The 25,512-nt window shown below is 38.9% G+C and carries 22 protein-coding genes and 1 other RNA gene; 11 read left to right on the top strand and 12 right to left on the bottom strand.

Translation table 11 applies throughout. The annotated features are described in order from the left end of the window. Positions 1 to 12: 12 nt before the first annotated feature. Entirely contained in the window at positions 13 to 1,806 is a 1,794-nt protein-coding gene (locus tag IAG46_RS06745) for an ATP-dependent endonuclease (RefSeq protein ID WP_190809535.1), read from the top strand. Positions 1,807 to 2,035: 229 nt separating this feature from the next. Here IAG46_RS06745 and IAG46_RS06740 read toward each other — a convergent pair whose 3' ends face one another. The 3 genes from IAG46_RS06740 to ssrA form a co-directional block, all read right to left on the bottom strand. After that, positions 2,036 to 2,320 carry a DUF2188 domain-containing protein gene (locus IAG46_RS06740; RefSeq protein ID WP_190809534.1) on the bottom strand — a complete coding sequence of 95 codons (285 nt, stop codon included), beginning with the start codon at positions 2,318 to 2,320 and terminating at the stop codon, positions 2,036 to 2,038. A gap of 9 nt (positions 2,321 to 2,329) precedes the next feature. Then, positions 2,330 to 3,574 (bottom strand): site-specific integrase, encoded by a 1,245-nt coding sequence (locus IAG46_RS06735; RefSeq protein WP_190809533.1) that lies wholly within the window; start codon positions 3,572 to 3,574, stop codon positions 2,330 to 2,332. A gap of 234 nt (positions 3,575 to 3,808) precedes the next feature. Continuing rightward, positions 3,809 to 4,206: a transfer-messenger RNA gene (ssrA, locus tag IAG46_RS06730) on the bottom strand. A gap of 454 nt (positions 4,207 to 4,660) precedes the next feature. On the opposite strand from ssrA, the gene IAG46_RS06725 reads away from it, so the two are divergent. Continuing rightward, positions 4,661 to 5,866: an NAD(P)-dependent oxidoreductase gene (locus tag IAG46_RS06725; protein WP_190809532.1), complete on the top strand. Its 1,206-nt coding sequence runs from the start codon at positions 4,661 to 4,663 to the stop codon at positions 5,864 to 5,866. 83 nt (positions 5,867 to 5,949) lie between these two features. Beyond that, the gene (locus tag IAG46_RS06720; RefSeq protein WP_190809531.1) at positions 5,950 to 6,225 is read left to right on the top strand and encodes a hypothetical protein; all 276 of its coding nucleotides are present in this window, start codon (positions 5,950 to 5,952) and stop codon (positions 6,223 to 6,225) included. Positions 6,226 to 6,285: 60 nt separating this feature from the next. On the opposite strand, the gene IAG46_RS06715 is transcribed toward IAG46_RS06720, so the two are convergent. From IAG46_RS06715 to IAG46_RS06695, 5 genes are all read right to left on the bottom strand, one after another. After that, positions 6,286 to 7,401: an Sb-PDE family phosphodiesterase gene (locus IAG46_RS06715; protein ID WP_190809530.1), complete on the bottom strand. Its 1,116-nt coding sequence runs from the start codon at positions 7,399 to 7,401 to the stop codon at positions 6,286 to 6,288. A 139-nt stretch (positions 7,402 to 7,540) separates the two neighbouring features. After that, on the bottom strand, positions 7,541 to 8,890 hold the full coding sequence (gene creD / locus IAG46_RS06710) for a cell envelope integrity protein CreD (RefSeq protein WP_190809529.1): 1,350 nt from the start codon (positions 8,888 to 8,890) through the stop codon (positions 7,541 to 7,543). 50 nt (positions 8,891 to 8,940) lie between these two features. After that, a complete protein-coding gene (locus IAG46_RS06705; protein ID WP_190809528.1) occupies positions 8,941 to 9,237 on the bottom strand; it encodes a transcriptional regulator in 297 nt (98 codons plus the stop codon). 1 nt (position 9,238) lies between these two features. Then, positions 9,239 to 9,844, bottom strand: coding sequence for a hypothetical protein (locus tag IAG46_RS06700; protein WP_190809527.1), 606 nt, complete (start codon positions 9,842 to 9,844; stop codon positions 9,239 to 9,241). An 85-nt stretch (positions 9,845 to 9,929) separates the two neighbouring features. Then, a complete protein-coding gene (locus tag IAG46_RS06695; protein ID WP_190809526.1) occupies positions 9,930 to 10,913 on the bottom strand; it encodes a transglutaminase domain-containing protein in 984 nt (327 codons plus the stop codon). Positions 10,914 to 10,933: 20 nt separating this feature from the next. On the opposite strand from IAG46_RS06695, the gene IAG46_RS06690 reads away from it, so the two are divergent. Further along, positions 10,934 to 11,299, top strand: coding sequence for a DUF1801 domain-containing protein (locus IAG46_RS06690; RefSeq protein ID WP_190809525.1), 366 nt, complete (start codon positions 10,934 to 10,936; stop codon positions 11,297 to 11,299). Position 11,300: 1 nt separating this feature from the next. On the opposite strand, the gene kdsA is transcribed toward IAG46_RS06690, so the two are convergent. After that, the gene (gene kdsA, locus IAG46_RS06685; RefSeq protein WP_190809524.1) at positions 11,301 to 12,119 is read right to left on the bottom strand and encodes a 3-deoxy-8-phosphooctulonate synthase; all 819 of its coding nucleotides are present in this window, start codon (positions 12,117 to 12,119) and stop codon (positions 11,301 to 11,303) included. A 71-nt stretch (positions 12,120 to 12,190) separates the two neighbouring features. Between kdsA and IAG46_RS06680 the strand changes: the two genes are divergently transcribed. After that, complete coding sequence (locus tag IAG46_RS06680; protein WP_190809523.1) at positions 12,191 to 12,748, top strand: DUF3575 domain-containing protein; 558 nt, start codon at positions 12,191 to 12,193, stop codon at positions 12,746 to 12,748. Positions 12,749 to 12,844: 96 nt separating this feature from the next. Then, entirely contained in the window at positions 12,845 to 14,644 is a 1,800-nt protein-coding gene (gene typA / locus IAG46_RS06675) for a translational GTPase TypA (RefSeq protein WP_190809522.1), read from the top strand. On the opposite strand, the gene ppgK is transcribed toward typA, so the two are convergent. The 3 genes from ppgK to IAG46_RS06660 form a co-directional block, all read right to left on the bottom strand. Then, positions 14,641 to 15,408 (bottom strand): polyphosphate--glucose phosphotransferase, encoded by a 768-nt coding sequence (ppgK, locus tag IAG46_RS06670; protein ID WP_190809521.1) that lies wholly within the window; start codon positions 15,406 to 15,408, stop codon positions 14,641 to 14,643. The genes typA and ppgK overlap by 4 nt on opposite strands. 84 nt (positions 15,409 to 15,492) lie before the next feature. Continuing rightward, complete coding sequence (locus tag IAG46_RS06665) at positions 15,493 to 15,924, bottom strand: hypothetical protein (RefSeq protein WP_190809520.1); 432 nt, start codon at positions 15,922 to 15,924, stop codon at positions 15,493 to 15,495. A 2-nt stretch (positions 15,925 to 15,926) separates the two neighbouring features. Further along, entirely contained in the window at positions 15,927 to 16,610 is a 684-nt protein-coding gene (locus IAG46_RS06660) for a cell division ATP-binding protein FtsE (RefSeq protein WP_190809519.1), read from the bottom strand. A 134-nt stretch (positions 16,611 to 16,744) separates the two neighbouring features. Here IAG46_RS06660 and IAG46_RS06655 point away from each other — a divergent pair, with 134 nt between their 5' ends. From IAG46_RS06655 to IAG46_RS06635, 5 genes are all read left to right on the top strand, one after another. Then, a complete protein-coding gene (locus IAG46_RS06655; protein WP_190809518.1) occupies positions 16,745 to 19,765 on the top strand; it encodes a tetratricopeptide repeat protein in 3,021 nt (1,006 codons plus the stop codon). A gap of 15 nt (positions 19,766 to 19,780) precedes the next feature. After that, positions 19,781 to 21,532 (top strand): TonB-dependent receptor, encoded by a 1,752-nt coding sequence (locus IAG46_RS06650; RefSeq protein WP_190809517.1) that lies wholly within the window; start codon positions 19,781 to 19,783, stop codon positions 21,530 to 21,532. Between the two features lie 78 nt (positions 21,533 to 21,610). Beyond that, positions 21,611 to 22,411: an AraC family transcriptional regulator gene (locus tag IAG46_RS06645; protein WP_190809516.1), complete on the top strand. Its 801-nt coding sequence runs from the start codon at positions 21,611 to 21,613 to the stop codon at positions 22,409 to 22,411. A gap of 63 nt (positions 22,412 to 22,474) precedes the next feature. Further along, positions 22,475 to 23,716: a VCBS repeat-containing protein gene (locus IAG46_RS06640; protein WP_190809515.1), complete on the top strand. Its 1,242-nt coding sequence runs from the start codon at positions 22,475 to 22,477 to the stop codon at positions 23,714 to 23,716. 10 nt (positions 23,717 to 23,726) lie between these two features. Then, positions 23,727 to 25,499, top strand: coding sequence for an alpha/beta hydrolase (locus IAG46_RS06635; protein WP_190809514.1), 1,773 nt, complete (start codon positions 23,727 to 23,729; stop codon positions 25,497 to 25,499). Positions 25,500 to 25,512: the final 13 nt, after the last annotated feature.

Here is a 25,512-nt window from a genome sequence, read left to right as displayed (position 1 = left end):
AAGCTAAGAACTTTGGAACTATATACCCAAATATCAGCAATAAATTCGGCCAAAACGGCTATGCAATTCAAATACTATATTGATTTCATTCGATTCCCCTATTATCGCAACATAGAAATTGACACAAGAATCAACTTTGATTTTCCATTGACCGTTTTCATAGGTCAAAACGGATGCGGCAAAAGTTCATGCCTTCATGCTCTTTACGGAGCGCCTGACCGCTATACACCCTATAAATTCTGGTTCGATACAAAAGTTGACCCCGTAAAGTACTACGATGAGCAGCGTAAACGACACTCTTTTTGGTATTCATTTAATGAAAAGGGTCAAACTAAAGAAGTTATTAAAGCACGTATCAAGAGAAAAAATGACCCTAATTATTGGGAGACAAGTAGACCTTTGGCATGGGCAGGAATGAGAACAAGAGTAGATAAAAATGAAAGGGACAAACCCATAACTAAAAATGTGGTCTATTTAGATTTTAGATCTGAACTAAGCGCTTTTGATAAATATTTTTACTTTGGGAATTTAAAGAATAGCCGTGCCAGAAACAAACAAGAATATCTTAGAAGAAAATCCTCTTCTTTAAATAACCTCTTTACTGGAAAAAAAAACAAAATTTATTCTAGCACCAGAACTTTAAATGAACCAATAGAAAATTTATCTCCTTTAGAATTAGAGTGGATTTCTTATGTTTTAGGGCGTAATTATGTCAGTGGCATTTCTGTTTTGCATGAGTTATTTCGAAATGAAGGTTACTCAGTTTTATTTCAAACAGATTTTGCGAAATATTCTGAAGCTGTTGCGGGCAGTGGAGAAATGGCCGTAGTAAGATTAGTAAGAGAGATGCTTGCTGCTCAAAAGTATTCTCTTATCCTATTGGACGAACCTGAAGTATCTTTGCATCCGGGAGCACAAGAAAGATTAAAGTTGTTCCTTTTAGAACAAATAAAATTAAAAAAACATCAAGTTGTACTAACTAGTCACTCTCCATCCATTGTAAAAGGTTTGCCAAAAGAAGCGATAAAAGTTTTTTACCAAAATCCTCGGAATGGAAGGTTTTTGATTAGCGAGAACTTTTCTCCTGAAGAGGCTTTCTATCACATAGAATTTCCTATCACTAACAAGAAAAATATATTTGTAGAAGACATATTGGCTCAAGAGATTGTAACAGGGGTGCTTGAAAAAATGGGGGATGCTACTAAAAACCTATTTAACGTAAGATTTAATCCTGGTGGTGAATCAGTAATAAAGAAAGAATTCATAAGTGTGTTCTGTCGTGAGGAAAATACGGAGAACTTCATATTTTTTGACGGTGATCAATCACCAGATTTTCCTCACTTTGATTGGCAATCTTTTACGGCTTCTGATATTAATGTGACTTACCTTAAAAAAAAGATTAAAGAACAGACAACTGAAGATATCAGATTTTCGGTTGATGGAGGTGCCAAGGGAGGAAATCAAAAACAGCAGTTGAAATTGCTCAAATCGTATCTCGATTTTTATTTAACTAATGTATTTTATCTGCCAAAATCCATTCCCGAAGATATTATTTGGAACCAAGAATTTGCTGTCAACCAAATAAGAGCTCTAATTTCAGATAAGAATAATGAAGATAAGCTTATAGCTGAATTGGAAATAATTTCAGATATGAAGAAGAAATTTGCTTTTGTTACTAAAATAATTCTGGGTGATAGCAATTCGGATAGTATATTGAGTGTTCAACGTCAATTTATTCAGCGATGGCTTAATCATCAAAACGAAGATTTTGATACCATTCAAAATCTTATAAGCGATTTAATTTAGAGCCTGCTATTATAAAAGATTCTCTTGATTTCCGACATATTTTTCAAAATTGTACAAACTTTTATAAAACTCTTTACAAATCGCACCTTTCGTAAAGAGTTTGTTGTATCTGATTACTCAAAGTAACAATCGGACTTTTGGTTGCGAGGTTAAATTGAAATTAGAGTTTGTAAAGAAAAATCTAAATTCAATTACTATCCTAAATTGTTTATGTAGGGCGCTTTTGTGTTTACTCCCTATAACTAATCCGGTCTCGAATACCGCCACTTTCCCGGTGAATAATGACATCGGCTTTGTATTTACGAGCTAAACTTTTGGCCTTCCGTAGTGCCGTGCTCTGTTTTTGATGCTTACTAGTAATACGTTTGTTCCCTTCACGACGTACTGCCCACCCTCGTTCGTAAGGTACTACATGTTGGTGCCAGGTTCGGCCTTGTTTGCCGCTTTGCGCACTATTAAAAAAGACTTCAACGAGTTCTATAAGCGTCCTTAACCAAGATTTGCCTTTTGACATATATTTATTTTAAACTTCTCTAGTCTGCTTGTTATTTTCCATACCTGCCAACTTCTCTTTCAAAATTGCCATATCATCACCCACCTTCTTATTGACAATTTTTGCATAGTGCTGAGTAGCCCTTAGATTTTTATGTCCCAACATCTTTCCAACTGTTTCAATAGGAACACCATTGGAAAGTGTTACAGTAGTTGCAAAAGTGTGTCTGGCCAAATGGGTGGTGAGATTCTTTTTAATTCCACAGAGATCTGCTATCTCTTTTAAATAGGCATTTGACTTTTGATTGCTTAAAACAGGAAGGATGCATTCTCCATTGACCACTTTGGGGTGGTTTTGATACTTTTCAATGATGGCAAGAGCAGTAGGAAGAAGGGGTATACTGAACTTTGCATCTGTTTTGGTGCGTTTGGCTTCAATCCATAAGTTGCCATCTATGTTTTTTACAAGATTATCTTGATTCAATTTCTGAACATCAACATAGGCTAGTCCCGTATAACAGCAGAATACAAACATGTCTCTTACAATATCGATTCGAGGCCACTTGATTTCTAAATCAACCAAGTTTTGTAACTCTTCAGAAGAGAGGAATTCTCGATTAACCCATTTGAATTTCACCTTATAGTTGTAAAACGGGTCTTTTGTTAGCCAGCCATTAGCCACAGCCATGCGGATTATCTTTTTGAAATTGTTGACATACTTCAAAGCACTATTGTGGTTACAGTCTTTAATCGACTTCATGAAATACTCAAATCGGGTGATAAACTTTAGATCAACATCCTTGACAGGCAGATCTTCCCGCTTGTATTCATGGCGAATGAATTCTGCAATATGATTTCTGGTGGTGAAATAGCGTTTCCAGGTACCTATGGCAAATTCCTTATCCACCAATTTTTTCATCTGGCGGTTGTGTTCGTCAAATACGACCAGAAGCATTTTGACCTCTTTGTCTTTGCCTAAATAAATGTTTTTAACATCCAGGGCGGTAAATGGTTTTCCCTCTTCTATTAATTCATGTTGTATTCTATTTATCTTATGCCGAATTGTCGTCATAAAGCGATTCAATTCTTCCGCTTCAACACCTTTCCCTTTTAATTTATTCATTCGAGAGTCCCATTTGGAAGGATCAATTTTACGGTGTAGACTTATGGATGATCGTCGCCCATCTACTGTAATCCTTAGGTATAAGCCCGCTTTTCCGTACTTATCCCTGCGCTCATTTTTAATGTAAAATAATGTTGAAAACGTATTTACCATTTTTTTGATGTCTATTTGTACCTCTTAAAGGTAATAAAAATAAATCAAATAATTTTGTAAATATCTGAAAAATAGTAAATTACAAAGAAATCGACACCACTTTTCAATTTCGAAATAGGTGTCGATTAGGTGTACTGTAAAATGATATTATTTGATGATATTTGAGATTATATAAAATTAAAAAATCCTGTAAATCAACGATTTACAGGATTTTGGTCTAATTTGACCTTCTAAAAGTGGAGCCGGGGAGAGTCGAACTCCCGTCCAAACAAGCAATCGCATTGCTTTCTACATGCTTAGTCCCTGTTCAATTTTAGATGCACAACCGACCAAAGACCGCCTATTGTACACTTAGCTTCTTAAGATTTTGGTGATACCATCAAAGCCATGGTACCCTTATGTTGACTTTTTTGGTGCTCCTAAATGGATCGCCGTCAACAAGGGCTATCCAGGAACATCTCGCTTCCCTACCTAGTAGAGACGAGGCTAATCTTACTATAATTCAGATTAAGCGGCAAGAGCGTAGTTATTATCGCCAATTAAAAGTGTGGAAAATGATATTAACGAGCTATATCCCAGCGCTCGGCATGCTTACAATCCAATTGGTCTCGCTGTCAAAACCAGTCGGCCCCATAATGAGATAGTAAATCTTTGATTTACGTAATCGAATTATGCCCTGAACTTGTTTCAGGGCCTCACGAACAACGCAATCAGTAAATCTTTGATTTACGTAATCGAATTATGCCCTGAACTTGTTTCAGGGCCTCACGAACAACGCAATAAGTAAATCTATGATTTACGTAATCGAATTATGCCCTGAACTTGCCCGCACAGAGCGCAGTCGAAGTGTCGAAGGCCTATAATCCGCATCTCATTTTTTGTCAAAGAACAATGTTATTTTTGTGTGCGTTACCAAGACTTTACTTTGTAAAATCTTGGTCGGGCTATCGGCGGTACATGGTACTTGCCTCTATCCCTAACGCAGCTTGCAAAGGTATTCCAAAAACTATTCCAAAAAAAAGTTTTGAAGACCAAACACTAAAAGTTATGTTTGTAACAATAACCAGCCAAAAAGTTATATAATTAATGAAATTCGGAATCATAAGAGAACGAAAGAACCCACCCGACCGCAGGGTTGTACTGTCCCCAACTGAGTGTCAAAATGTTCTTTCCAACTTTCCCCAAGCACAAATAGTAGTAGAATCATCACCCATTAGAGTGTTCACAAACCAAGAATATAAGGATATGGGCATTTCTGTTACCAAAAATATAGAGGATTGTGATGTTATGCTGGGGGTAAAAGAGGTACCTATCGATGCTTTGATTCCGAACAAAAAATACTTTTTCTTTTCCCATACCATAAAAAAACAACCTTATAACCGAACCTTGCTCAAGGCTGTTTTGGATAAAAACATTGAGCTGTACGATCACGAGGTCATCACCAATGCTAAAGGACAACGTTTGGTAGCTTTTGGGCGCTATGCTGGAATTGTTGGAGCTTACAACGGAGTTCGAGCTTATGGATTAAAATTTGATATGTTCAACCTACCCAAAGCGGAAACCCTCAGAGATCAGCAAGCATTGATCTCCGAACTTAATAAAGTCAAATTGCCCAACATTAAAATATTATTGACGGGTAGGGGAAGGGTAGGTAACGGTTCTAGAGAAATGTTGGATGCCATGAACTTAAGAAAAGTAAATGTGGCCGAATTTCTAAACGATTCGTTCAGCGAACCAGTATATTGCCAGATAGATGCTTCTGAATACAACAAGCGCAAAGATGGTGTTCGCGGGAACAAGGCCGATTTCTTTGCAAATCCAGAGGAATATAGATCCAATTTCTTCCGTTTTGCCGAAGTAACCGATTTTTATATTGCTGGACATTTTTATGGAGATGGCGCGCCCTATTTGTACACCCGTGAAGATGCCAAACATCCCGATTTCAACATAAAAGTAGTGGCCGATGTGAGCTGTGATATCGACGGGCCAGTGGCTACAACCATTAAACCCAGTACCATTGCAGACCCAATTTATGGGTATGACCCACAAACTGAAAAAGAGGTTGATTTTAAAAACCCAAAGGCAGTTGCCGTAATGGCGGTGGATAATTTGCCTTGTGAACTGCCTAGGGATGCCAGTAATGGTTTTGGAGGAGCTTTTTCAAAATATGTGATTCCCGCTTTCTTCAACAACGATGAGGACGGAATTTTAGAACGCGCTCGGATGACCCAAAATGGCAAATTGACCGAACGCTACGCCTATCTTCAAGATTATGTGGATGGACAGGAATAATTGCCCTTGGTCGAGTACGAAAGTCTAAATTAAGCAGTAGACCACTATTTTTTGCTATATTGGTTATCCTTATAGCTAAAAGCGTGACATTCAATTGGCTAATTTCAGGTGACGATAATCCTTCAATGAAGAAGGAGCGTATCGATTTAGAGTATAGGTTAAGACCTAGAATCACCAAATTTTTACTTTCGCAATTCGATGGCGATCATGTTATTGATTTTTCCAGTTATCATTTCGATGTTGATATAAAAAATCAATGGGTTTGGATTTCTGAAAAAACACCAGTTGAGGTCATCGAAAAAATCAAGGTTGATTTTGATCGCGAAATCAACGGTTCCCACCTTTTTTCCGTTGCTTAGTCAAAAAAGAATCTTTTAAGGTGTCATTCCTACGGAGGTGGGAATCCAAAAAGAGTTTGGTTATTCTTCAATTTTTAAATTTCTAGTCAACACGGCGTGTTCCTTTGGTGCGACGTATGTTCTTATGGCACTTAATTTAAGTTCCAGATTTTCTAATTGTTCCAAGGTTTTTATTTGCAAGGTTTTGGTTCCTTTTGCAGGGACTGTGAATACTGCTGGATTCGAATAAAAAGTGTAGGGCATCAAATTTTCGAATAATAAATCTGTGCTGGATACATTTTCAAGCGTTACGCTCACAATTGAAGTTTTTCCAATGTACTTTACTTCCTTAACTTTAATGCAAGCATTGAGCAAAGGCAACAGATTTTCTTCTTTCCCTACCATTAAATCATCAAAAACGGCAATGGTTCTTCCTGCAAACAGCGCTTCTTTTATGCTGTTTTTCGTTCTTTCCTTGGCTAAGACCAAGGTAATGGGCCGGGAATGGCCTTTTTCTTTAAAATGCCAATCGATAAGACCATGAATGTCACTGGTTCCCATAATGGTCAAATTTTGTTCCAAGGCCAACGCAAGTGATTCTTCCGCATAATCTCCATCATTGATGACCTCAATACCATGCAACTCCCCATTTTTAATCCGGGCTTTTTGAAAATCGCTCAAATAGGGGTTCCCATTAGGATTTTGCGGATGCCAGGCTGGGTGGTTCCAAAACACGAAGGCATTTTGTTTTTTAGCTGCTGCAAAGGCATCTTCGGCCTCATCTTCCATCAGTTCATTGGCATCAGTGATAAAAATTGCATTGCTATGCCCAACAGGTGCGTCTCTTGTGATTTCTGAACCCGCAATGACCAATAAATCGTGGTTTTTTGCCTCATTCATGGCAATCTCATAGGCCCTGTTTCGGTCTGGATGAGGAATATCTTTGGAGTGTGGTTGATATTCCAAATGCTCTGTAAGGGAAACGGCATCTAGATTATCACGGAGTGCCTCCATAATTCGAATATTGGGCCAAACACTTCCGTCTGAGAAAACTGTGTGCTGATGAAAATCAGTTTTTAGTGTTTTGTAACCCGGTACATCCGGAAAGGACAGCGCTTTTGTACTGTGATGAGAATGTTCTTGGGCACTAATCGCAACGGAAAAAAGAAGAGCAAAAAGGATGGTTTGGATTTTCATGATCGTGGTTTTATCAAAAATAAGAAACAAACAAGTTGATTGACCGTATGGAGCAATTATTTAATATTTAACTATTGGATTGTTAAAACATAAGAACTGCCCCTAGTTTGGGGCAGTATCTTACTTGAATTTTTAGGGATTATTGCCCACCGGACCAATCAATCCTTCGCGAGGTAAACATAATAATGCCCAGAATTATAAATAAACCTATACTACCAACCAACAGAGCATAATCTTCCAATTGGATAATTACAAAAATGAAAGTATACAAACTGAACATGGATCCTAGAATCAATAGAGTGAACTTGGGGTTTTTCAAAATGGAACGTGAATAGATCGTGATCAACCCTACTACTGCTATTCCCGAGATTAAATAAGCAATCAGGTAATTTTGATGTTCGGAAATAGAGATCAAAAGCGTGTAGAACATCACCAAGGCCAATCCAATCATCAAATACTGAAAAGGATGGATGGCTATTTTACTGCTGATTTGAATCAATAGGAATACCAGAAGTGTGAGCCCAATAATCATTAGGCCATATTTGCTTGTGCGCTCGGTTTTTTGATAATCATCTATGGGAACCAAAAATTCGGTTCCAAAAGAAAAATCGGAAAGATCGGGCAAGCTGTCAAAAAAGTATTGTCCAAACCTGCGGTTGGTTTCCAGAACTTTCCATTTGGCCTCAAAACCAGCACTTGATATCTTTTTACCTTCCGTATCAGGAAGAAAATTGCCATTAAAACTTGGAGAGTGCCAGTTGGATTTCATGGCAACATTGGTTTCCTTTCCAATAGGGATAAATTGCAGGGCACTACTTCCGTTTATGGCAATTTTAGACTCAAATGCGAAGGGTTGCTCTTGTATTTCCTGCAAATCAGCTAGGTAGCTCGATTCAAGGGTATTCATGTACGCGTTGTCAAATTTGGGCTTTAGTGCATATTCCTTTTCACCCAATGTTACTTTGACCGTATTTCGAATGCCTTTTAGGTTACTGGTTTTGAACAACAGCGTAGCTTTATCCCAAAGGATATTTTCTTCCTTGATTTCTTTAGTGGAAAAGTCGAGTTGGGCAAATTTTCCCTTGATTTCGTTTTCAGAGGAAAAGACCACGGATTCGTAAATGCCACGTTCCAAAGGTTTTGTCTGTACTTGGGAGTTTATGTTGAGTTCCCAAGGAAAAAAATACGCGGTGTGCCTTTCGGGTTTTTGGGAGGTTAAAAAGGTCTTTGTTTTTTCGTCAAACACCTTTTCCTCAACATAAACGTGGTAAGGGACTTTTAGAATGGGGCCATTAAGGACCACTTGGTTGCCCCATTTGGTGTTGATTTCCTCTATTACCTCGGTCTGTCTGAAGCCTCTTTCCCGAATCAGGTCTTTTACAAACCCAAGGGGGATGAGGAGAATAAGCATTAAGAATCCCACGGTTAGCATTTTGGCGGAGATTGAATTTTTAAACCAGTTTCCTATTTTCTGTTTTTTTGTTGTCATTTTACCTGTCTTAAAGTACTTTGAAATACAAAGTGAATTAATAAAAAAATTTATGTTTGATTTTTAATGATCTGTTCCAATGCTTCAATATGTTTTTTGAATGATAATTTGCCCAATTTGGTGGCCGAGTATCGGGTATTGGGTTTTTTGCCTATAAATGACTTTTCAATCTTTATATATTCCGCTTTTTCCAATGTTTTGGTATGACTGGCCAGATTTCCATCCGTGACGTTCAACAATTCCTTGAATCTATTAAAATCTACTTCATCATTTACCATAAGAATGGACATGATGCCCAGCCGAATACGGTGGTCAAATAATTTGTTTATGTTGTCGATAAGCCCCATGTTAAGCTTTTTCCTCTTTAAAATAGATCAAACTTCCATAAATGACATGCAGTAAACCAAAACCTAAGATCCAAAACCAAAATCCATATCCTGGAAAGGCGGCACATATCAAACCGAGAACAATTTGAACATAACCGAGATATTTTACATTACCAATGGTGTATTTGGAAGCATTAACCAGTGCCAAACCATAAAAAATCAGCATTAAAGATGCAGTAAGCCCATAATGTTGACTGTTCAATTTAATGAGGATATAAATGCCTCCGGTAACCAAGGGAATCAAAAAATTGATCAAAAGTCGTTTGGTGGTTTCGTCCCATACCTTTTCATTGTTCTTTTTGGCTTTTTTACTACTTAAGAGATAAGCAGTAACCATACTTAGAACTGCGACCGCGAAAAGTACACCAACAATCATTTTGAAGTTCCAGCTATGTAAGACCACATAATCGCCCTTTGGCAAAAGGAATATATAAGCTACTATAGCGCCGGTAATGGCGTATACACCGGCAAGTATTCCAGAAAGTCCACTCAAAGAGATAAACCGGGATGATCGGCTCATTAAATCTTTGATTTCGGTGATATCTTCTAAATATTTTTTTGATTCCATTTTAAAGTACTTTGAAATTCAAAGTTAATATAAATTTTATAACACAAAAATATTCTTCTGATTTTTAGTTAAAGGGTTGAAATTGTTAGTCGTCCATTTTGAATTCTAAAATGGGATTTCTGTTGATGTACAACGTAATTTTTTGGCCTTCCTTCAATGCACTGTTAAGTCTAAGTTTTGATATATACAGTTGCTTGCCCTTTTTTCTTACACCAATATTGCGGATCCTTCCGGTTGAGCTATTTGAATCGATACTGTAGTTAAGTTGGGTGCTATGGGGAAATTTCTCAAAAGCGAAAATAAGTTCGAAATTTTCAGTTTGAGTAAGTAAACCGCTTGTTTCTTTGGACAGTTCAATATTATTTTCAAAATACCCCGGTAAGAAAATAGGAGCGGTATAAAAAGTGTTCAAGGCAACTGGTTCTTTCAATAATTGCCATTCTTCTTGGGCCGGAAAATGGTCTTTTATAAACTCCTCCGGATTTGCGTCAAAATAACGATCATTAAAATCGCGTACAAAAAGCTTAGTCGATTCGTCCCAATACCCTGTTGCCCATGTAGGATCCATCAATCTCCATTCGTTATTTATTTTGATGGCATTCCAAGCATGGTTTTTATACAATTTTTCACCCCTTACATCTCTTATGTCCTCTTTCACAATTCCGCGCACTATTTTGGACTCCAAACCAAAATGGTCCACCAGATTTTTCATCATCATGGAATAATCATAGCAAACGCCTCTTTTATTTTTAAAAGCTTGGTTTATTTTGTTGTCCTGTGCTTTTTTGATCTGTCTTTCCTTACCTCTTTCGGAGTAGTAAATGATGGTTATTTTAGGTTCAAAAAACTCATCCATGGTTTTTCCATAGGTAATGTTATGGGTCAACCAAACAAATGCTGCCCGAACCCTTTCCATGTCTGAGCCAAAATCGTTTTGTATGCGGTGAGCTAGATGGTCAATATGATTATAATAAGGATATTTTTTCACCTTTTTGTCCACATGGCCGTATTCTTGGGCCATGGTAAAAGCTGAAACAAGAATAAAAAAAGAAAATACTATTTTGGACATGGAAAGCATCTTATAAAGATATGAATCCTGCTGAAAGCTATATTTTGGACCAACCAGAGCCTTTTAAAAGTATGTTGCTACAATTACAAGTGCATATTGAGTCCACCGTACCTAAGCTTGAATTGAAATACAAATACAGGATTCCATTTTATTATTTGGATGGGAAGCCTTTTTGCTATTTAAACGTATCCAAAAAGAAAGCTTATGTGGATGTAGGGTTTTGGAGTGCAGCCCATTTGACCGTTCATCTGGATAAAATGGTGACCGAAGGGCGAAAGGTGATGAAATCACTTAGATATTCAAATCTGGAAGAAATTGATGTGAAAGTTTTAAGCGCTGTATTGCTAGATGCACAGCGCATCAACCATAAAGGATTTTGGAAATAGATTATAAAGTATTGATGGTCTTTCTTATTGCAGTCAAATCCGTTAACAACTTTTCCAACAAACTTAGATCAAGCATATTGGCGCCATCACTTTTGGCGTTTTTTGGGTCGAAATGGGCCTCCATAAAAAGACCATCTACCCCAGCGGCTATTCCGGCGCGGGCCATGATCCCGATTAAAGCAGGCCTGCCACCTGTTACTCCCGAGGATTGATTGGGTTGCTGTAATGAATGTGTAACGTCCAAAACTACCGGTGCATATTGTTTCATGGTGGGAATTCCCCTAAAATCTACAACCATATCTTGATAGCCAAACATAGTCCCACGATCGGTAATCCAAGCTTGATCATTTCCTGAATCTGTTACTTTTTTTACCGCGTGTTGCATACTTTCAGGGCTCATAAATTGTCCTTTTTTAAGGTTGACGACCTTTCCGGTTTTGGCAGCTTCAACCACCAAATCGGTCTGACGAACCAAAAAAGCGGGTATCTGGAGTACGTCGACATATTCCGCTGCTTTTATCGCATCAGATATTTCGTGTATATCAGTTACCGTCGGAACATCAAATGTTTCTGAAACCTTTCTCAGGATTTTCAGTGCTTTTTCATCCCCAATTCCGGTAAAAGAATCAATTCTACTTCGATTTGCCTTTTTAAAACTCCCTTTGAAGACATAAGGAATCTGTAATTTATCGGTAATGGAAACTACTTTTTCGGCAATTTTGAGGGCCATTTCCTCGCCTTCGATGGCACAAGGACCCGCCAACAAGAAAAAATTATCGCCATTTGTATGTTTTAACCGAGGAATTACGTCTAATTGCATCTAACAGATATTTTGGGCAAAAATACTTTTTTTAGAAAGTATATGTTCTAATAGTACCAAATTAACCTACAATGCACAGAATATTTCTTTTAGTGTTTGCCTTGTGTAGTACTGTTGTTTCTTCTCAATTTGGTAGAAATTGTGAAGTAAGACAGATTAAAATCAATCTGGTCAACCCTGGACTTGAATATGAAATGGGGCTTGGAGTTAACAGTACGCTAGATTTTAGGGTAGCTTGGCAATTCGCATTGGAGCCCGCAAGTGAGCGACCTATTGAGAATTATGATTTCTTTCCCGCAATAACCGTTCAAAACCGTTACTACCACAACTTTAACGGAAGAGACCGAAGAGGGAGATCTATTTATGGTAATTCCGGAAATTATCTTGCACCAACTATTGCTGTGTTTTCTCCTGAGGAGCGTATAGTTGAAAATACCATTGTCGATGGAATTCATGGTTACGGAGGGGTTGTATATGGTATACAGCGAAGCTTCAATTCCGGTCTGAGTTTTTCCATAGATGCGGGAGCCGGATATTATATCGGCCCTTTTAAAGGCGGTGTTTATCCCGTTGCAAACTTGAGCATTGGTTGGATAATTAGTGAAAAGCGATGGTGCGTGGGTAGATAAACCCAAACCTTCTCAAAATCAATAAGATAAAAATAACTTTAGCAGTGTGCTCAAGTAAAGAAATCGCAGTATCTTTGCGGGCTTAAAAATCAGGTTATGTCCAAAATTAAGAATATTGCCATCATTGCCCACGTTGACCACGGTAAAACCACTTTGGTTGACAAGATCATGTACCATTGCCGTTTATTTCGCGATAATGAGAACAAGGGCGACCTTATTTTGGATAATAACGATCTAGAGCGGGAACGCGGAATAACCATTGTTTCCAAAAATGTTTCCGTGGTTTATAAGGATACCAAGATCAATATCATCGATACCCCTGGTCACGCCGATTTTGGTGGCGAAGTGGAGCGGGTTTTAAACATGGCCGATGGCGTATTGTTATTGGTTGATGCTTTTGAAGGCCCAATGCCACAAACTCGATTTGTATTGCAAAAAGCAATTGATTTGGGATTAAAGCCTTGTGTGGTCATCAACAAAGTTGACAAGGAGAACTGTACTCCAGAAGAAGTACACGAAAAAGTATTCGATTTGATGTTCGAATTGGGCGCCGAAGAATGGCAGTTGGACTTTCCAACTGTTTATGGCTCTGCCAAACAGAACTGGATGAGCGAAGATTGGCAAAAACCAACCGATAATATTGAGCCTTTGTTGGACATGGTTATTGATCATGTTCCTGAATTTAAACCTGAACAAGGGTCTACACAAATGTTGATTACCTCTTTGGACTTCTCTTCCTTTACCGGTCGTATTGCCATTGGAAGGTTGCAACGGGGAACCTTAAAGGAAGGGCAGCAGATTTCCTTGGTAAAAAGAGATGGAAGCATTGTAAAATCAAAAGTAAAAGAGCTTTTTACCTTTGATGGGCTTGGACGAAAGAAAGTTGATGAGGTTATTGCAGGTGACATCTGTGCCATCGTTGGGGTAGAAGGATTCGAAATCGGGGATACGGTGGCGGATTTTGAAAATCCTGAAAAACTGAAGACCATTGCCATTGACGAACCTACTATGAGCATGCTCTTTACCATTAACGATAGTCCATTCTTTGGAAAAGACGGAAAATTTGTGACCTCAAGACACATTAAAGAGCGCTTGGAAAAGGAATTGGAGAAAAACTTGGCACTACGTGTTGAGGAAACCAATAGTGCCGATAAATTTATGGTATTTGGCCGTGGCGTACTGCACCTTTCCGTATTGATCGAAACCATGAGAAGGGAAGGTTATGAACTTCAGATTGGGCAACCTCAGGTAATTATCAAAGAGATTGACGGGGTAAAATGTGAGCCTGTTGAGCATTTGACCATCGATTTGCCAGAAGAAGTTTCCGGCAAGGCTGTTGAAATGGTTTCAATCCGAAAGGGAGAGATGACCAGTATGGAAGCCAAAGGCTCGAGAATGTTATGTGAGTTTATGATTCCTTCCAGAGGGATTATCGGTTTACGAAACCAATTGTTGACCGCTACAGCAGGGGAAGCAATTATGGCTCACCGATTTTTGGAGTATCAGCCCCTAAAAGGAGATATTGCCCAACGTATAAATGGTTCCTTGGTCTCTATGGAAAATGGAACAGCGATTCCGTATTCTATTGACAAGTTGCAGGAAAGAGGGAAATTCTTCATTGACCCGGGAGAGGATATTTATGAAGGACAGGTTATTGGTGAAAATTCTCGTGGAGATGATATGACCGTGAATGTGACCAAAACCAAAAAATTGTCCAACGTACGATCCTCAGGGGCCGATGACAAGGCTAAAATTGTACCGGCCATTAAGTTTTCATTGGAAGAGGCATTGGAATACATTCAAAAGGACGAATACGTTGAAGTGACTCCAAGCCATATTAGGCTGCGCAAAATCTTCCTTAAGGAAGTAGACAGAAAACGAAATAAAATAGATTAGCCTTTTTTGGTTAAATGACCGTGATGCTTTTCGCGTAAACATGCAACTGCCGGACCAATTATCCCTGCGTTGTTCATTAGTTCTGCTTTTACCACATCAGTTTCAATGGTGATCAGGTGATTGAACTCTTTCCATTTTTTGGAGGTGCCCCCACCCACAATAATTAAATCTGGAGAGATGATCAGTTCAACATATTTTAAGAATTTGTTGAAGCGTTTGCCCCATTTTTCATAGGTAAGATTTTCCCTTTCCTTGGCAGAGGCGGCTGCCCATTGTTCTATTTTGCTATATTTTTTATAGGGAATCTGTCCCAATTCGAAATTGGGCAATAGGATTCCATTGTAGAACGCACCACTCCCAAGGCCCGTTCCGATGGTGATCATAATAACCAATCCTTGCTTTCCTTTTCCGATTCCGTAGTTCATGGAAGCATATCCGGCAGCATCGGCATCGTTCAATACGGTAAATTCACGACCTGTTACCTCGGTAAAAAGCTCATCAATATTGACATCGACCCAACTGGGATGAAGATTTCCTGCTGATTGACAGACGCCATTTTTTACAATCGTGGGGAATCCGCAACCTACAGGGCCTTCATAATTGAAATGATCAACAATTTGTTTTACCACTTGCGCCATATCTGCTGGCTTTCTTGAACTTGGGGTGGGTATCCGATGTCGTTCCGTCAACATCTCTCCGGTTTCGGCGTTCACCAAGGCACCCTTAATGCCTGATCCGCCGACATCTATACCGAGAATTTCCATATAAAGGGACAATTTAATTTTGGCAAAGAAACAAAAAACTTTTGGCGGTCAAAAAGTGTTCAATTTTGCAATATCCAATAGTTTTCAACTATTTTCCTGTGAAGGCTGTACAAAGTAATCTATGGAACTAAGCGTGTGGTTGGGGTCGATTGTGTCCAGAATCTTATCGATAATTTTACCAAAAACGGTTAGAGTGTCCAGCTGTTTGTTCTTTCCCAGGGCACTTGAAATGGTTTCATCCCTGTTTCCGAAGGGATATCCACCTTTTTTAACCCAAAGTACGTTGAACAGATGCTGCATGATCACATTTCCCAACTGATCGACCGAAACGGCCATTTTAAGGGCAAACTCACCAATACCTTTAAAACCTTTGGTGAAAAGCTGGTGGAAAACACCAAAGACGAAACCTAAAGGTCCAGTTACCAACATCAGAAAAATGGAAACAATAAACAGGAATAGCCCGATGATCGGACTCGTTTTTTTTTCCTTACCGCAATCTTGTTTTTTTAAAATCATGGCTACATCGCTTTTTGGATCACTTCAAAAACTTTACTTCCATCACATTTTAAGGTTTTATGGGGATATTTTAAGATGAGGGCGTAGTCATGGGTTGCCATAATGATGGTGCGTCCACTTTGGTTAATGTCTTGCAGAACCTTCATCACCTCTACACTGGTCTGTGGGTCTAGATTTCCAGTAGGTTCATCTGCAAGAATCAGTTCGGGGTCGTTCAAAAGAGCGCGGGCAATGGCAATACGTTGTTGTTCCCCTCCTGAAAGTTCATGGGGAAATTTAAAACCTTTGGTTTTCATGCCCACCTTGTCCAAAACCTCTTCAATTTTGGTGTCCATTTTTCCAGTATCGGTCCATCCGGTGGCCCTGAGCACAAACCTAAGGTTGTTGTTCACATTACGATCGGGAAGCAGTTTAAAATCTTGGAATACAATGCCCAATTTTCTCCGCAGAAACGGAATATCTTTTTCTTGTAAATTTTTCAAATCAAAATCCACGATACTTCCGGTGCCCTGTCTCAATGGAATATCAGCGTAAAGTGTTTTCATAAAACTACTTTTGCCACTTCCCGTCTTGCCAATGACATAGACAAATTCCCCTTTTTTGACTTCCAGGGAAATATTGTTCAAAATCAGGTTCTCTTTTTGAAAAACAGCAACATCTTGCAATTTTAATATCGTTTCAGACATATTTTTGTAATGAAAAAATAAAGGTACTAAGTTCTAAAATATAAGCTTCGATACCTTTTGAAAATCCTTAAAATATACTTTGGCCCAAATTTTGACGTTATGGTAACAGTCAATCGAGAACAGCGTAGAACACTATGAATCGAAAAAACCTCCTTCTTTTCCCAATGGTTCTGGGAATCATTCACATCTGTACAGCTCAGGAAACCAAGATTTATTCACATGAAAACAAGGCTTTTCAGGATGCTCTGGCGTTGTATAACAATCAGCAGTATCAGGCGGCCCAAACCATTTTTGAAAATGTAAGGTCCACCACAAAAGATTATGAAACGGAGGCCAACAGTGCCTACTACGCGGCCAATGCGGCCATACGATTAAATCAACGTGGTGCCGATAAGATGATGGAAGAATTTGTGGAACGTTATCCAACTTCCACAAAACGAAATTCTGCTTTTTTGGATGTTGCCGATTATTATTTTGAAACAGGAAAGTATCCGTATTCACTAAAATGGTACAAAAAGGTTGATGAATCCGCTATGTCCAACAACGACAAAGAACGCTTTGATTTCAACAACGGATACGCGCTTTATGCCTCCAAAAGGCCCAAAGATGCAGAACGCTACTTAAGTAGGGTTAGCAATTCCCAAAAGTATGGTTCGCAAGCCAAGTATTATTTGGGATATATCGCATATGAACAAGATGATTATGATGAGGCAAGTGCCAGGTTCGACCAAATTACCGACCCTGAATTGTTGAACGAGAAACTGTCGTATTATCAGGCGGACCTCAATTTTAAATTGGGCAATTTTGAAGAAGCCATTGCGATGGCCAAAAAGCAATTACCCAAATCCGACCGAAGGGAGGTATCCGAACTTAATAAGATCATTGGTGAAAGTTATTTCAATCTTGAACAATATGATGCAGCAATTCCCTATCTAAAAAAGTATAGAGGTAAAAGGGGGAGACTAAGCAATACGGATTACTACCTTACCGGATATAGCCACTACAAGCAGGGTGATTATGAAGGTGCAATACAATACTTCAATAAAATTATTGGGGGTACCAATAGTGTGTCCCAAAATGCATATTACCATTTGGCGGAATGCTATCTGAAATTGGACAAAAAACCGGAAGCGTTGAATGCCTTTCGAAATGCATCTCAAATGGATTTCAGTGCCGAAATTCAGAAAGACGCCCTGCTGAACTATGCGCGTTTGAGTTACGAAATTGGAAATGCCTACGAGCCTGTTCCGCAAGTGATGACCACTTATTTGGAAAAGTATCCAAAAGATAAGCATCAGCAGGAAATACAGGAGTTACTGGTGGATTCTTACATCACATCCCGGAATTTTGAGGGAGCCATGGAGCTTTTAGAGAAAAACAAGGGCTATGCCAGCAAAGAAACCTATCAAAAAGTAGCTTTCTATAGAGGAGTGGAACTCTTTATAGAAGGTGAATACGAACCGGCTTTTGAGCGCTTTTCCAAATCATTGAAGAGTGCTGAAAATTCATCCTTTGAAGCAAAGGCATTGTATTGGAAGGCTGAATCGGCATATCGTTTGAATCGTTTTGATGAGGCTTTGGAAGGTTTTGGTGAATTTCAACGCAATAACGCAGCTAAAAATTTACCGGAATACCAGAATCTCAATTATAATTTGGGATACTGTTATTTCAAGTTGAAAGACTATGCTAATGCTACAGCTCATTTTAAAAGAGTGATTGATTCAAACACCGATAATTCCGAAATTCTGAATGACAGCTACGTCCGATTAGGAGACGGTTACTTTGTGACCAGCAAATACAATCTGGCCAAAAAAGCGTATCACGAATCCTCAAAAATGAATGGCCCGGAACGGGATTATGCGGCATTTCAAAAAACACTTTGCGATGGGTTTTTAGGAAAACGTTCCACCAAAATTGATGGGTTGAACCAATTTCTAACACGATATCCGAAGTCCTCGCTTCGTGATGATGCACTTTTTGAACTGGGCAATTCCTATGTCAAAGCGGATAATGAAAGTTTGGGCTTGCAAACCTATGATCGACTCATTGAAGAATATAGTAGAAGTAAATTCGCTCCCAGAGCTATGCTTCGGCAAGGCTTAGTGCATTATAATGCCAATCGAAATGGGCAAGCATTGTCTAGGTTAAAAGAGGTGGTAAACAAATATCCGAATACCCAAGAGGCCAAACAGGCTGTAGCCACTGCCAAATTGGTGTATGTAGATGAAGGTAGGGTAAGCGAATACGCTGCTTGGGTCCGAAATCTTGATTTTGTGGAGGTCACCGATTCCGAATTGGAAAACGCCAGTTTTGAATCAGCAGACAGAAAATATATTGAAGGAAAGACCGATGCTGCGGTCAGGGGGTATGAAGATTACCTGAAACAATTTCCCAACGGAGTTCATGCAATCAAGGTCAATTTTAATCTAGCGCAGATTTATTTTGGCAAAGACCAAAAAGACAGGGCACTTGATAAATACAAAGTTGTTTCGGATAGTGGAGGAGAATATGGCGAGCAGGCACTTACCCGTGTTTGTGAAATTTATGTGGGCAGACAGGACTATCAAAGTGCTATTCCCTATTTGGAAAGGTTGGAAACCACTGCAGAAATTTCCCAAAACCGAACTTTTGCCCAATCCAATCTGATGAAGGGCTATTACGGACAGGATAACTATAATAAGACTATAGCTTATGCCGAAAAAGTGTTGAAGGCTCCAAAAATTGATAATCGTATCAAGAGCGATGCCCAAATAATGATTGCCCGGTCGGCCATTTCCACAAATGATGAAACCTTGGCAAAAACCGCTTATAAAGAGGTGAAGAAAATAGCAACCGGCGAATTGGCCGCAGAAGCTTGGTATTACGATGCCTATTTCAAAAATCAAGACCAAGATTTTGAAGCTTCGAACACCGCAGTTCAAAAATTGGCAAAAGATTATTCCGGTTATAAAGAATGGGGTGGTAAGGGATTGATCATTATGGCCAAAAATTTCTATGCCTTGGGAGACGCCTTTCAGGCAACCTATATCTTGGAAAGTGTGATTTCCAACTTTTCGGAGTTTGACGATATTGTGGCGGAAGCCCGTGGAGAACTTTCCATTATCAAATCTAGAGAAGCGAAGAGCAATTCATCAGTAGACCCCAACGGCAATTAAAAAACGAGACACAGCATGCACAAGTTCAATTATATATTTTCAATACTTTTTTTGGGCCTTTGGGGAGTTGGTTTAGCACAAGAAACCGACGATATAGGCACTGAAACGGTTACTGTTGTAAAACCGTATTCCCCCACCGTTTCAGATGCCTTCAAGATAAAATCTACCCCAACGCTCAACGATTCCATCGTACTGCAAAAGAAGAAAGTGGACTATAGTATTTTTTCGGTACCCGTGGCATCTACTTTCACCCCGGCAAAGGGAAAAGCGTCACGCGTAAAGAAAACACCACCGCCAACACTGTATAATTCGTATGCTTCAATAGGTTTAGGGAATTATAATAATGCCCTGGTCGATTTGTATACCAGCAGGGAATTTAGAAGGGGTGAAAGCTTGCTCGATTTTGGCCTGAGTCATCATTCTTCGCGAGGTGCAATAGAGACTACACCTTTGGAAGCCGATTTTTATAACACCAAATTGGATGCATCCTATGCCAAGAAAGATAGATATATGGATTGGGGAGCCAGTGTTGGATTGCAACATCAGTTGTACAATTGGTATGGGATAGAAAATGGTGCCTTCGATGATACAATTATTGCCGGCATAGATGGACAACAGAATTATTTCAATGCAGAAGCTAAAGCGCATTTAAACCTGGAAGATTCTTTCTTCAAAAAAGGGAACATTTTATTGCGAAGGTTCTGGGATGCGGTAGATTCTGGAGAGAACAGAGTGGTAGTTGCACCAACCATTGAACTTCCTATTACTGAGGAATTGGTAACCATTAATACGAAATTGGATTATGTGAGTGGTAACTTTACCAATGCATCGCTCAACAATACCACAAATACTGACGAAATCAATTATAGTCAGTTTCAGGTTGGTATTAATCCAAGCCTTTTGGTTTTGCGGGACGATCTTACCCTAAATTTAGGTGCAAATTTTGTTTATGGAATGGATATGGAAAACAGCGATAGCAATTTCTACATTTATCCGGCCGTGACCGCTTCGTACCGTTTACTTGATGAAAATGTGATTGCTTACGGTGGAATAGAAGGTGAACTCAAACAAAATTCGTATCACGATTTTGTTGATGACAATCCCTACGTATCGCCAACATTGGATATTCAACCTACCGATCAGCAATATGAAGGTTATTTGGGATTAAAAGGACAGTTGTTCTCCAATGTGGGATACAACATTAAAGGTTCGTATACCGCTGAAAATAGAAAACCCTTGTTTTTCTTGAATCCGCAAAACCTTTTCAGAATGGATGAAAAAGGATATAACTACGGCAATTCGTTCCAAGTTTTTTATGATGATGTAAAGACTTTGGGCATTTTTGGAGAACTCAATATTGATGTAAACCGAAATTTTACTTTGGGAATCAATGCTGAATTCTACGATTACGATACAGAAACAGACAATCCCGCTTGGAACCTACCTTCGATAAAGGGGTCGCTATTCATGGATTACCAAATTGATAAGCAATGGTATATAGGGGCCAACTTATTTTATGTGGGAGAACGTGATGATTTGGTCGCTCAGGCTGTTCAAAATGCATTGCCTTCAGAATTTCCTGCGACCATAGTAACATTGGATGGTTTTTTTGATGCCAATGCACATTTAGGTTACCGTTTCAATGACCAACTATCCATTTTTGTTAAAGCGTCCAATATCGCCAATAACGATTATCAAAGATGGGCCAATTTTAGAGTTCAAGGTTTTCAGGCGCTTGCTGGGGTGGCCTATAAATTCGATTTTTAGATAACTTAAAGTTTTCCTAAACCCCTACTTAAGCACAGGGATAATCTCTATCTTTTCCTAGGCGAAATAAAGCTTGCTATGAGACCAGAGATAATTGTGCAAGAAGGCAATGTCAATAAATTCCTTGGAAAAAAGATTGACGGCAAAGTTTACTGCTCTGACCTTAATAAATATAAATCCCTGAGTTTTACACAAGACTATTCCTTTAAAATGGTGATTCAGGGAACTGAGCAATATGTTATTGATGGTGAAAAAAAAACAGTGGAACAAGGACAGTTTTTGTTGATTCCGCCGGAAAAGGAATTAAAAACTTTGGTAAATGATGATTCCTTCGCAAAAGGAGTATGCGTTTATTTTTCAAAGGATACTTTTGAAGAAAGATTTACCTCAGAACAAGGTCAAAAGGCGCTTGTTCCAAGTTTCCCCATGTCATTGCAAAACCTTTTTTCAACCCAATCCATAAATTGTCCACAAGAGAAACTTTTAACTGATTCTACAGATGAATACTTGGAAGCCGTTCTAGATGCTGCCTCTCCTTTTTTTGTTGAGAACTCAAAAAGACTATGGGGTATCGATGCAAAAAAGAACAGTACAAAACTACAATTGTGGGAAAAGGTCGAAAAAGGCCGAACCTACATCGAAAACAATTTTAACTACAAGCTGAGTTTAGCACAAATAGCAATGCAAGCCTGCTTGTCCCCGTTTCATTTTCAGAAGAAATTCAAGACCTTCTACGGAAAATCCCCAAATCAATATGTAATTGAACTTCGAATTCAAAAAGCCAGAAAAATGATCAGCGAAGGATATGCGATTACCGATATTGCTGGTTATTGCGGATTTGAGGATGTCCGATATCTTAAAAAATGTTTAAGAAAGTAGACCAAAACCGAAATTCGCAAGATTTTCCACCAGCCAAATTGATTCTAGGATTATTTTGGCAGTATGTTTCGGACTAAATCGATTTTAAGGAAAATACATACCTGGCCTGCTTACCTATTCTTGGGCTTTATACTGATTGCGACTACCGAAAAAAAATCCCTTGTAAATAATCGACATCAAGATCAATCAATAACGATTGTTCAAGATACTGCCACCGTTTTTGTAAGGGCAGGGGATACGCAATTAATGAGCAAAAATGTTCTTGGCAATTCCATGGATGGCGAAGTGTATGATATCAACGGTGATGATTTGTTAGATGTGGTTTTGGCCATGGAATTTGAACGCAATGTAGTGCTTATCAATCAAGGAAACGGAGTGCTGATGGATGAGAGCGACAAGCGTTTTCCCAATACAATCAAAGATTCGGAAGACATTGCAATGGCCGATTTTGACCAAGATGGGGATATTGATTTCATTTTTGTGTGCGAAGATGATCGGAAAAATGAGTATTTCACAAACAAGGGAGGGGGATATTTTGAGGACAATAGCAGTGCATTGCCCGTCGATGGTATTTCCAATGTTGTGGAAACTGCGGATATTAACAAAGATGGCTATGTCGACCTTTTTATAGGTAACCAGGGGCAAAATTACGTGTTGGTGAACTATAACCAAGGGCATTTTATGGATGAAACAGCCTTGCGATTACCCGAAAACAAAGCCATTACCCAAGATCTTGGGTTAAAGGATATCGATGGAGATGGTGATTTGGACATTATTGAAGCCAACGAGGATTATAATCGAATCTTGATCAATTATGGTAAGGGGTTTTTCAAGGACGAATCGGAAAAAAGATTGCCATGGGTCAATGATCAAACCAGGGAAGTTGAATTGGCAGATATTGATAATGATGGCGATTTGGATATTTTCTTTGCCAATGTCAATTTTAGAGGATTTGGAAACCCTCAAAATAGACTGTTGTTAAATGATGGCAAGGGTTTTTTTACTGAAATTACTTCAACTGCATTGCCAAAAAGCGACTTTCTAACCGTCGGTGCCAAATTCTATGATATTGATGATGATGGATATGTTGATTTAATCAACGGGAATGGTAGAAATGGACAACAACTAATGGTATTAATAAATGATGGGAATGGCATTTTCCATGACCAAACCAGTGTTTTTTTTCCTGAAATGGACTGCTTTACCTTCGATTTTCTTTTTGGGGATTTTAATGAAGATGGACGCAAGGATGTGTACATCAGCAACTTTAGGGGGCCAGATATTTTACTGTACAGAAACAAATGATTAAAATTTTATGAGGATACAATTAAAAGGAATGCCAATAATGTTGTTGGCTCTTGTTATTGGTTTTTTCTTTCATGGCAGCTGCTCTGGTTTTCAAAAAGAAGAAGAAAAGTCTGTTGTAAGGGAATATTTCGATGTATCCTATTACTCGGGGAAAGAGGCTGATTCCATAAAACATAAACTAAATCTATTTGTTCCCGAAGGGATTGAGAATCCACCGATGCTATTGTGGATTCATGGAGGGGCATGGGCATTTGGAGGAAGAAAATTTGAAACCGATCTAGCCCGGAAATTTGCTAGCGAAGGGGTGGCCGTGGCGGCAATAAGTTACCGTTTAAGCCCCGGAATTTGGAAAGATCCACGTTTTAACGATGGGGTTCAACACCCAGAACACATAAAGGATGTTGCTCGTGCCTTTGCTTGGGTGTACGATCATGCTACAAAATATGGATATGATCAAAACTCAATTTTTGTGAGCGGATATTCGGCTGGTGGACATTTAGCTGCACTTTTGGCCATGGATCCAACCTATCTTTCCAATGAAGGGAGGTCCGTTAGGAACATTAGGGGGGCTATTCCCATAGCCGGAGCATATGATATAGCTGCCTATCATGAAAGTCACCTTCGCTATAACGGAAAGGATATGGCCGAAAAACATGTACAAGCCGTTTTTGGTAAAACGGTCGACGATTTCCAAAAAGCATCTCCAACCACATATATCGAAAATCAGTGGATTCCTATGCTGGTAATTTCTGAACGTGGCACTTATGACTATACTAAATTATTGGAGGAAGCTGCTATAAAATCGGATTATGACCGCATGGAGTTTTATCATGTCCGTGATATGGATCATAGTGAATTGTTGGACGATCTTTCAAAGTCAGAAACAAGTTCCAATCGTAAATTGATTGTCAATTATATTAATAAAAATAAGGTTGATCATTCCTTTTTAAAGAAACAAGATGTTAAGTTGGCATATCAGCTCTTTGGAGAAGGAGAACCGCTGTTTGTGTTGAATGGCGGACCTGGATTTTCGAGCCATAATTTCAAAGGGTTGGCCAAAAAATTTTCCAAGAACCATCAAGTCATCCTATTTGATCAGCGTGGTACCGGATTTTCCAAAATGCCAAAAATCAACAAAGAAACCATGACCTTGGATTTGATGGTGGAGGACATGGAAGATCTACGAAAACATCTGGGGTATGATCAAATAAGCCTATTTGGTCAATCGTTTGGTGGAATGTATGCGATGGCTTATGCGGCCAAATATCCACAAAATGTAAAATGCATGATTTTGTCCCATTCCGGAGGAATGAACCTGGACTTTTTGGACGATGTCAATCAAAGACTCAACGCTGGATTAAGCGACTATGATCAAGATTTGTTAGCCGATGCTTCAAACATCAAGAATGTGGATTTACAAACCAAACAACGTCATAAAGCACTAGCTCCTGGCTATCTTTTTAATAAGGAAAACAAAAATGCAGTTTTTAAAGGTCTCGCATTTAGATCACAGTTTTATTCGGACATAAATGGTTTGATATGGGCGGATTTAAGAAAAAACCCCTATGATCTATCTAGCAAAATGAAACTTTTCACCAAACCCGTATTAATACTTCATGGGGACAATGATATTGTGCATCCCAAATATGCTGAATACGCACATACAATTTTTCCCAATTCAACTTTAAAGCTTTTGAAAAATTGCGCGCACTACGGGTGGTTGGATGCGCCAAAGGACTATTTTGCTGCAATTGAAGCCTTCCTTTCTTTAAAATCTTAAATACAATTTTCAA

This window comes from Flagellimonas sp. S3867, assembly GCF_014698935.1.
In the GTDB taxonomy this organism is placed as follows: domain Bacteria; phylum Bacteroidota; class Bacteroidia; order Flavobacteriales; family Flavobacteriaceae; genus Flagellimonas.
Note: the sequence above shows the minus strand (reverse complement) of the source record. Positions and strands in the feature narration are given on the sequence as shown.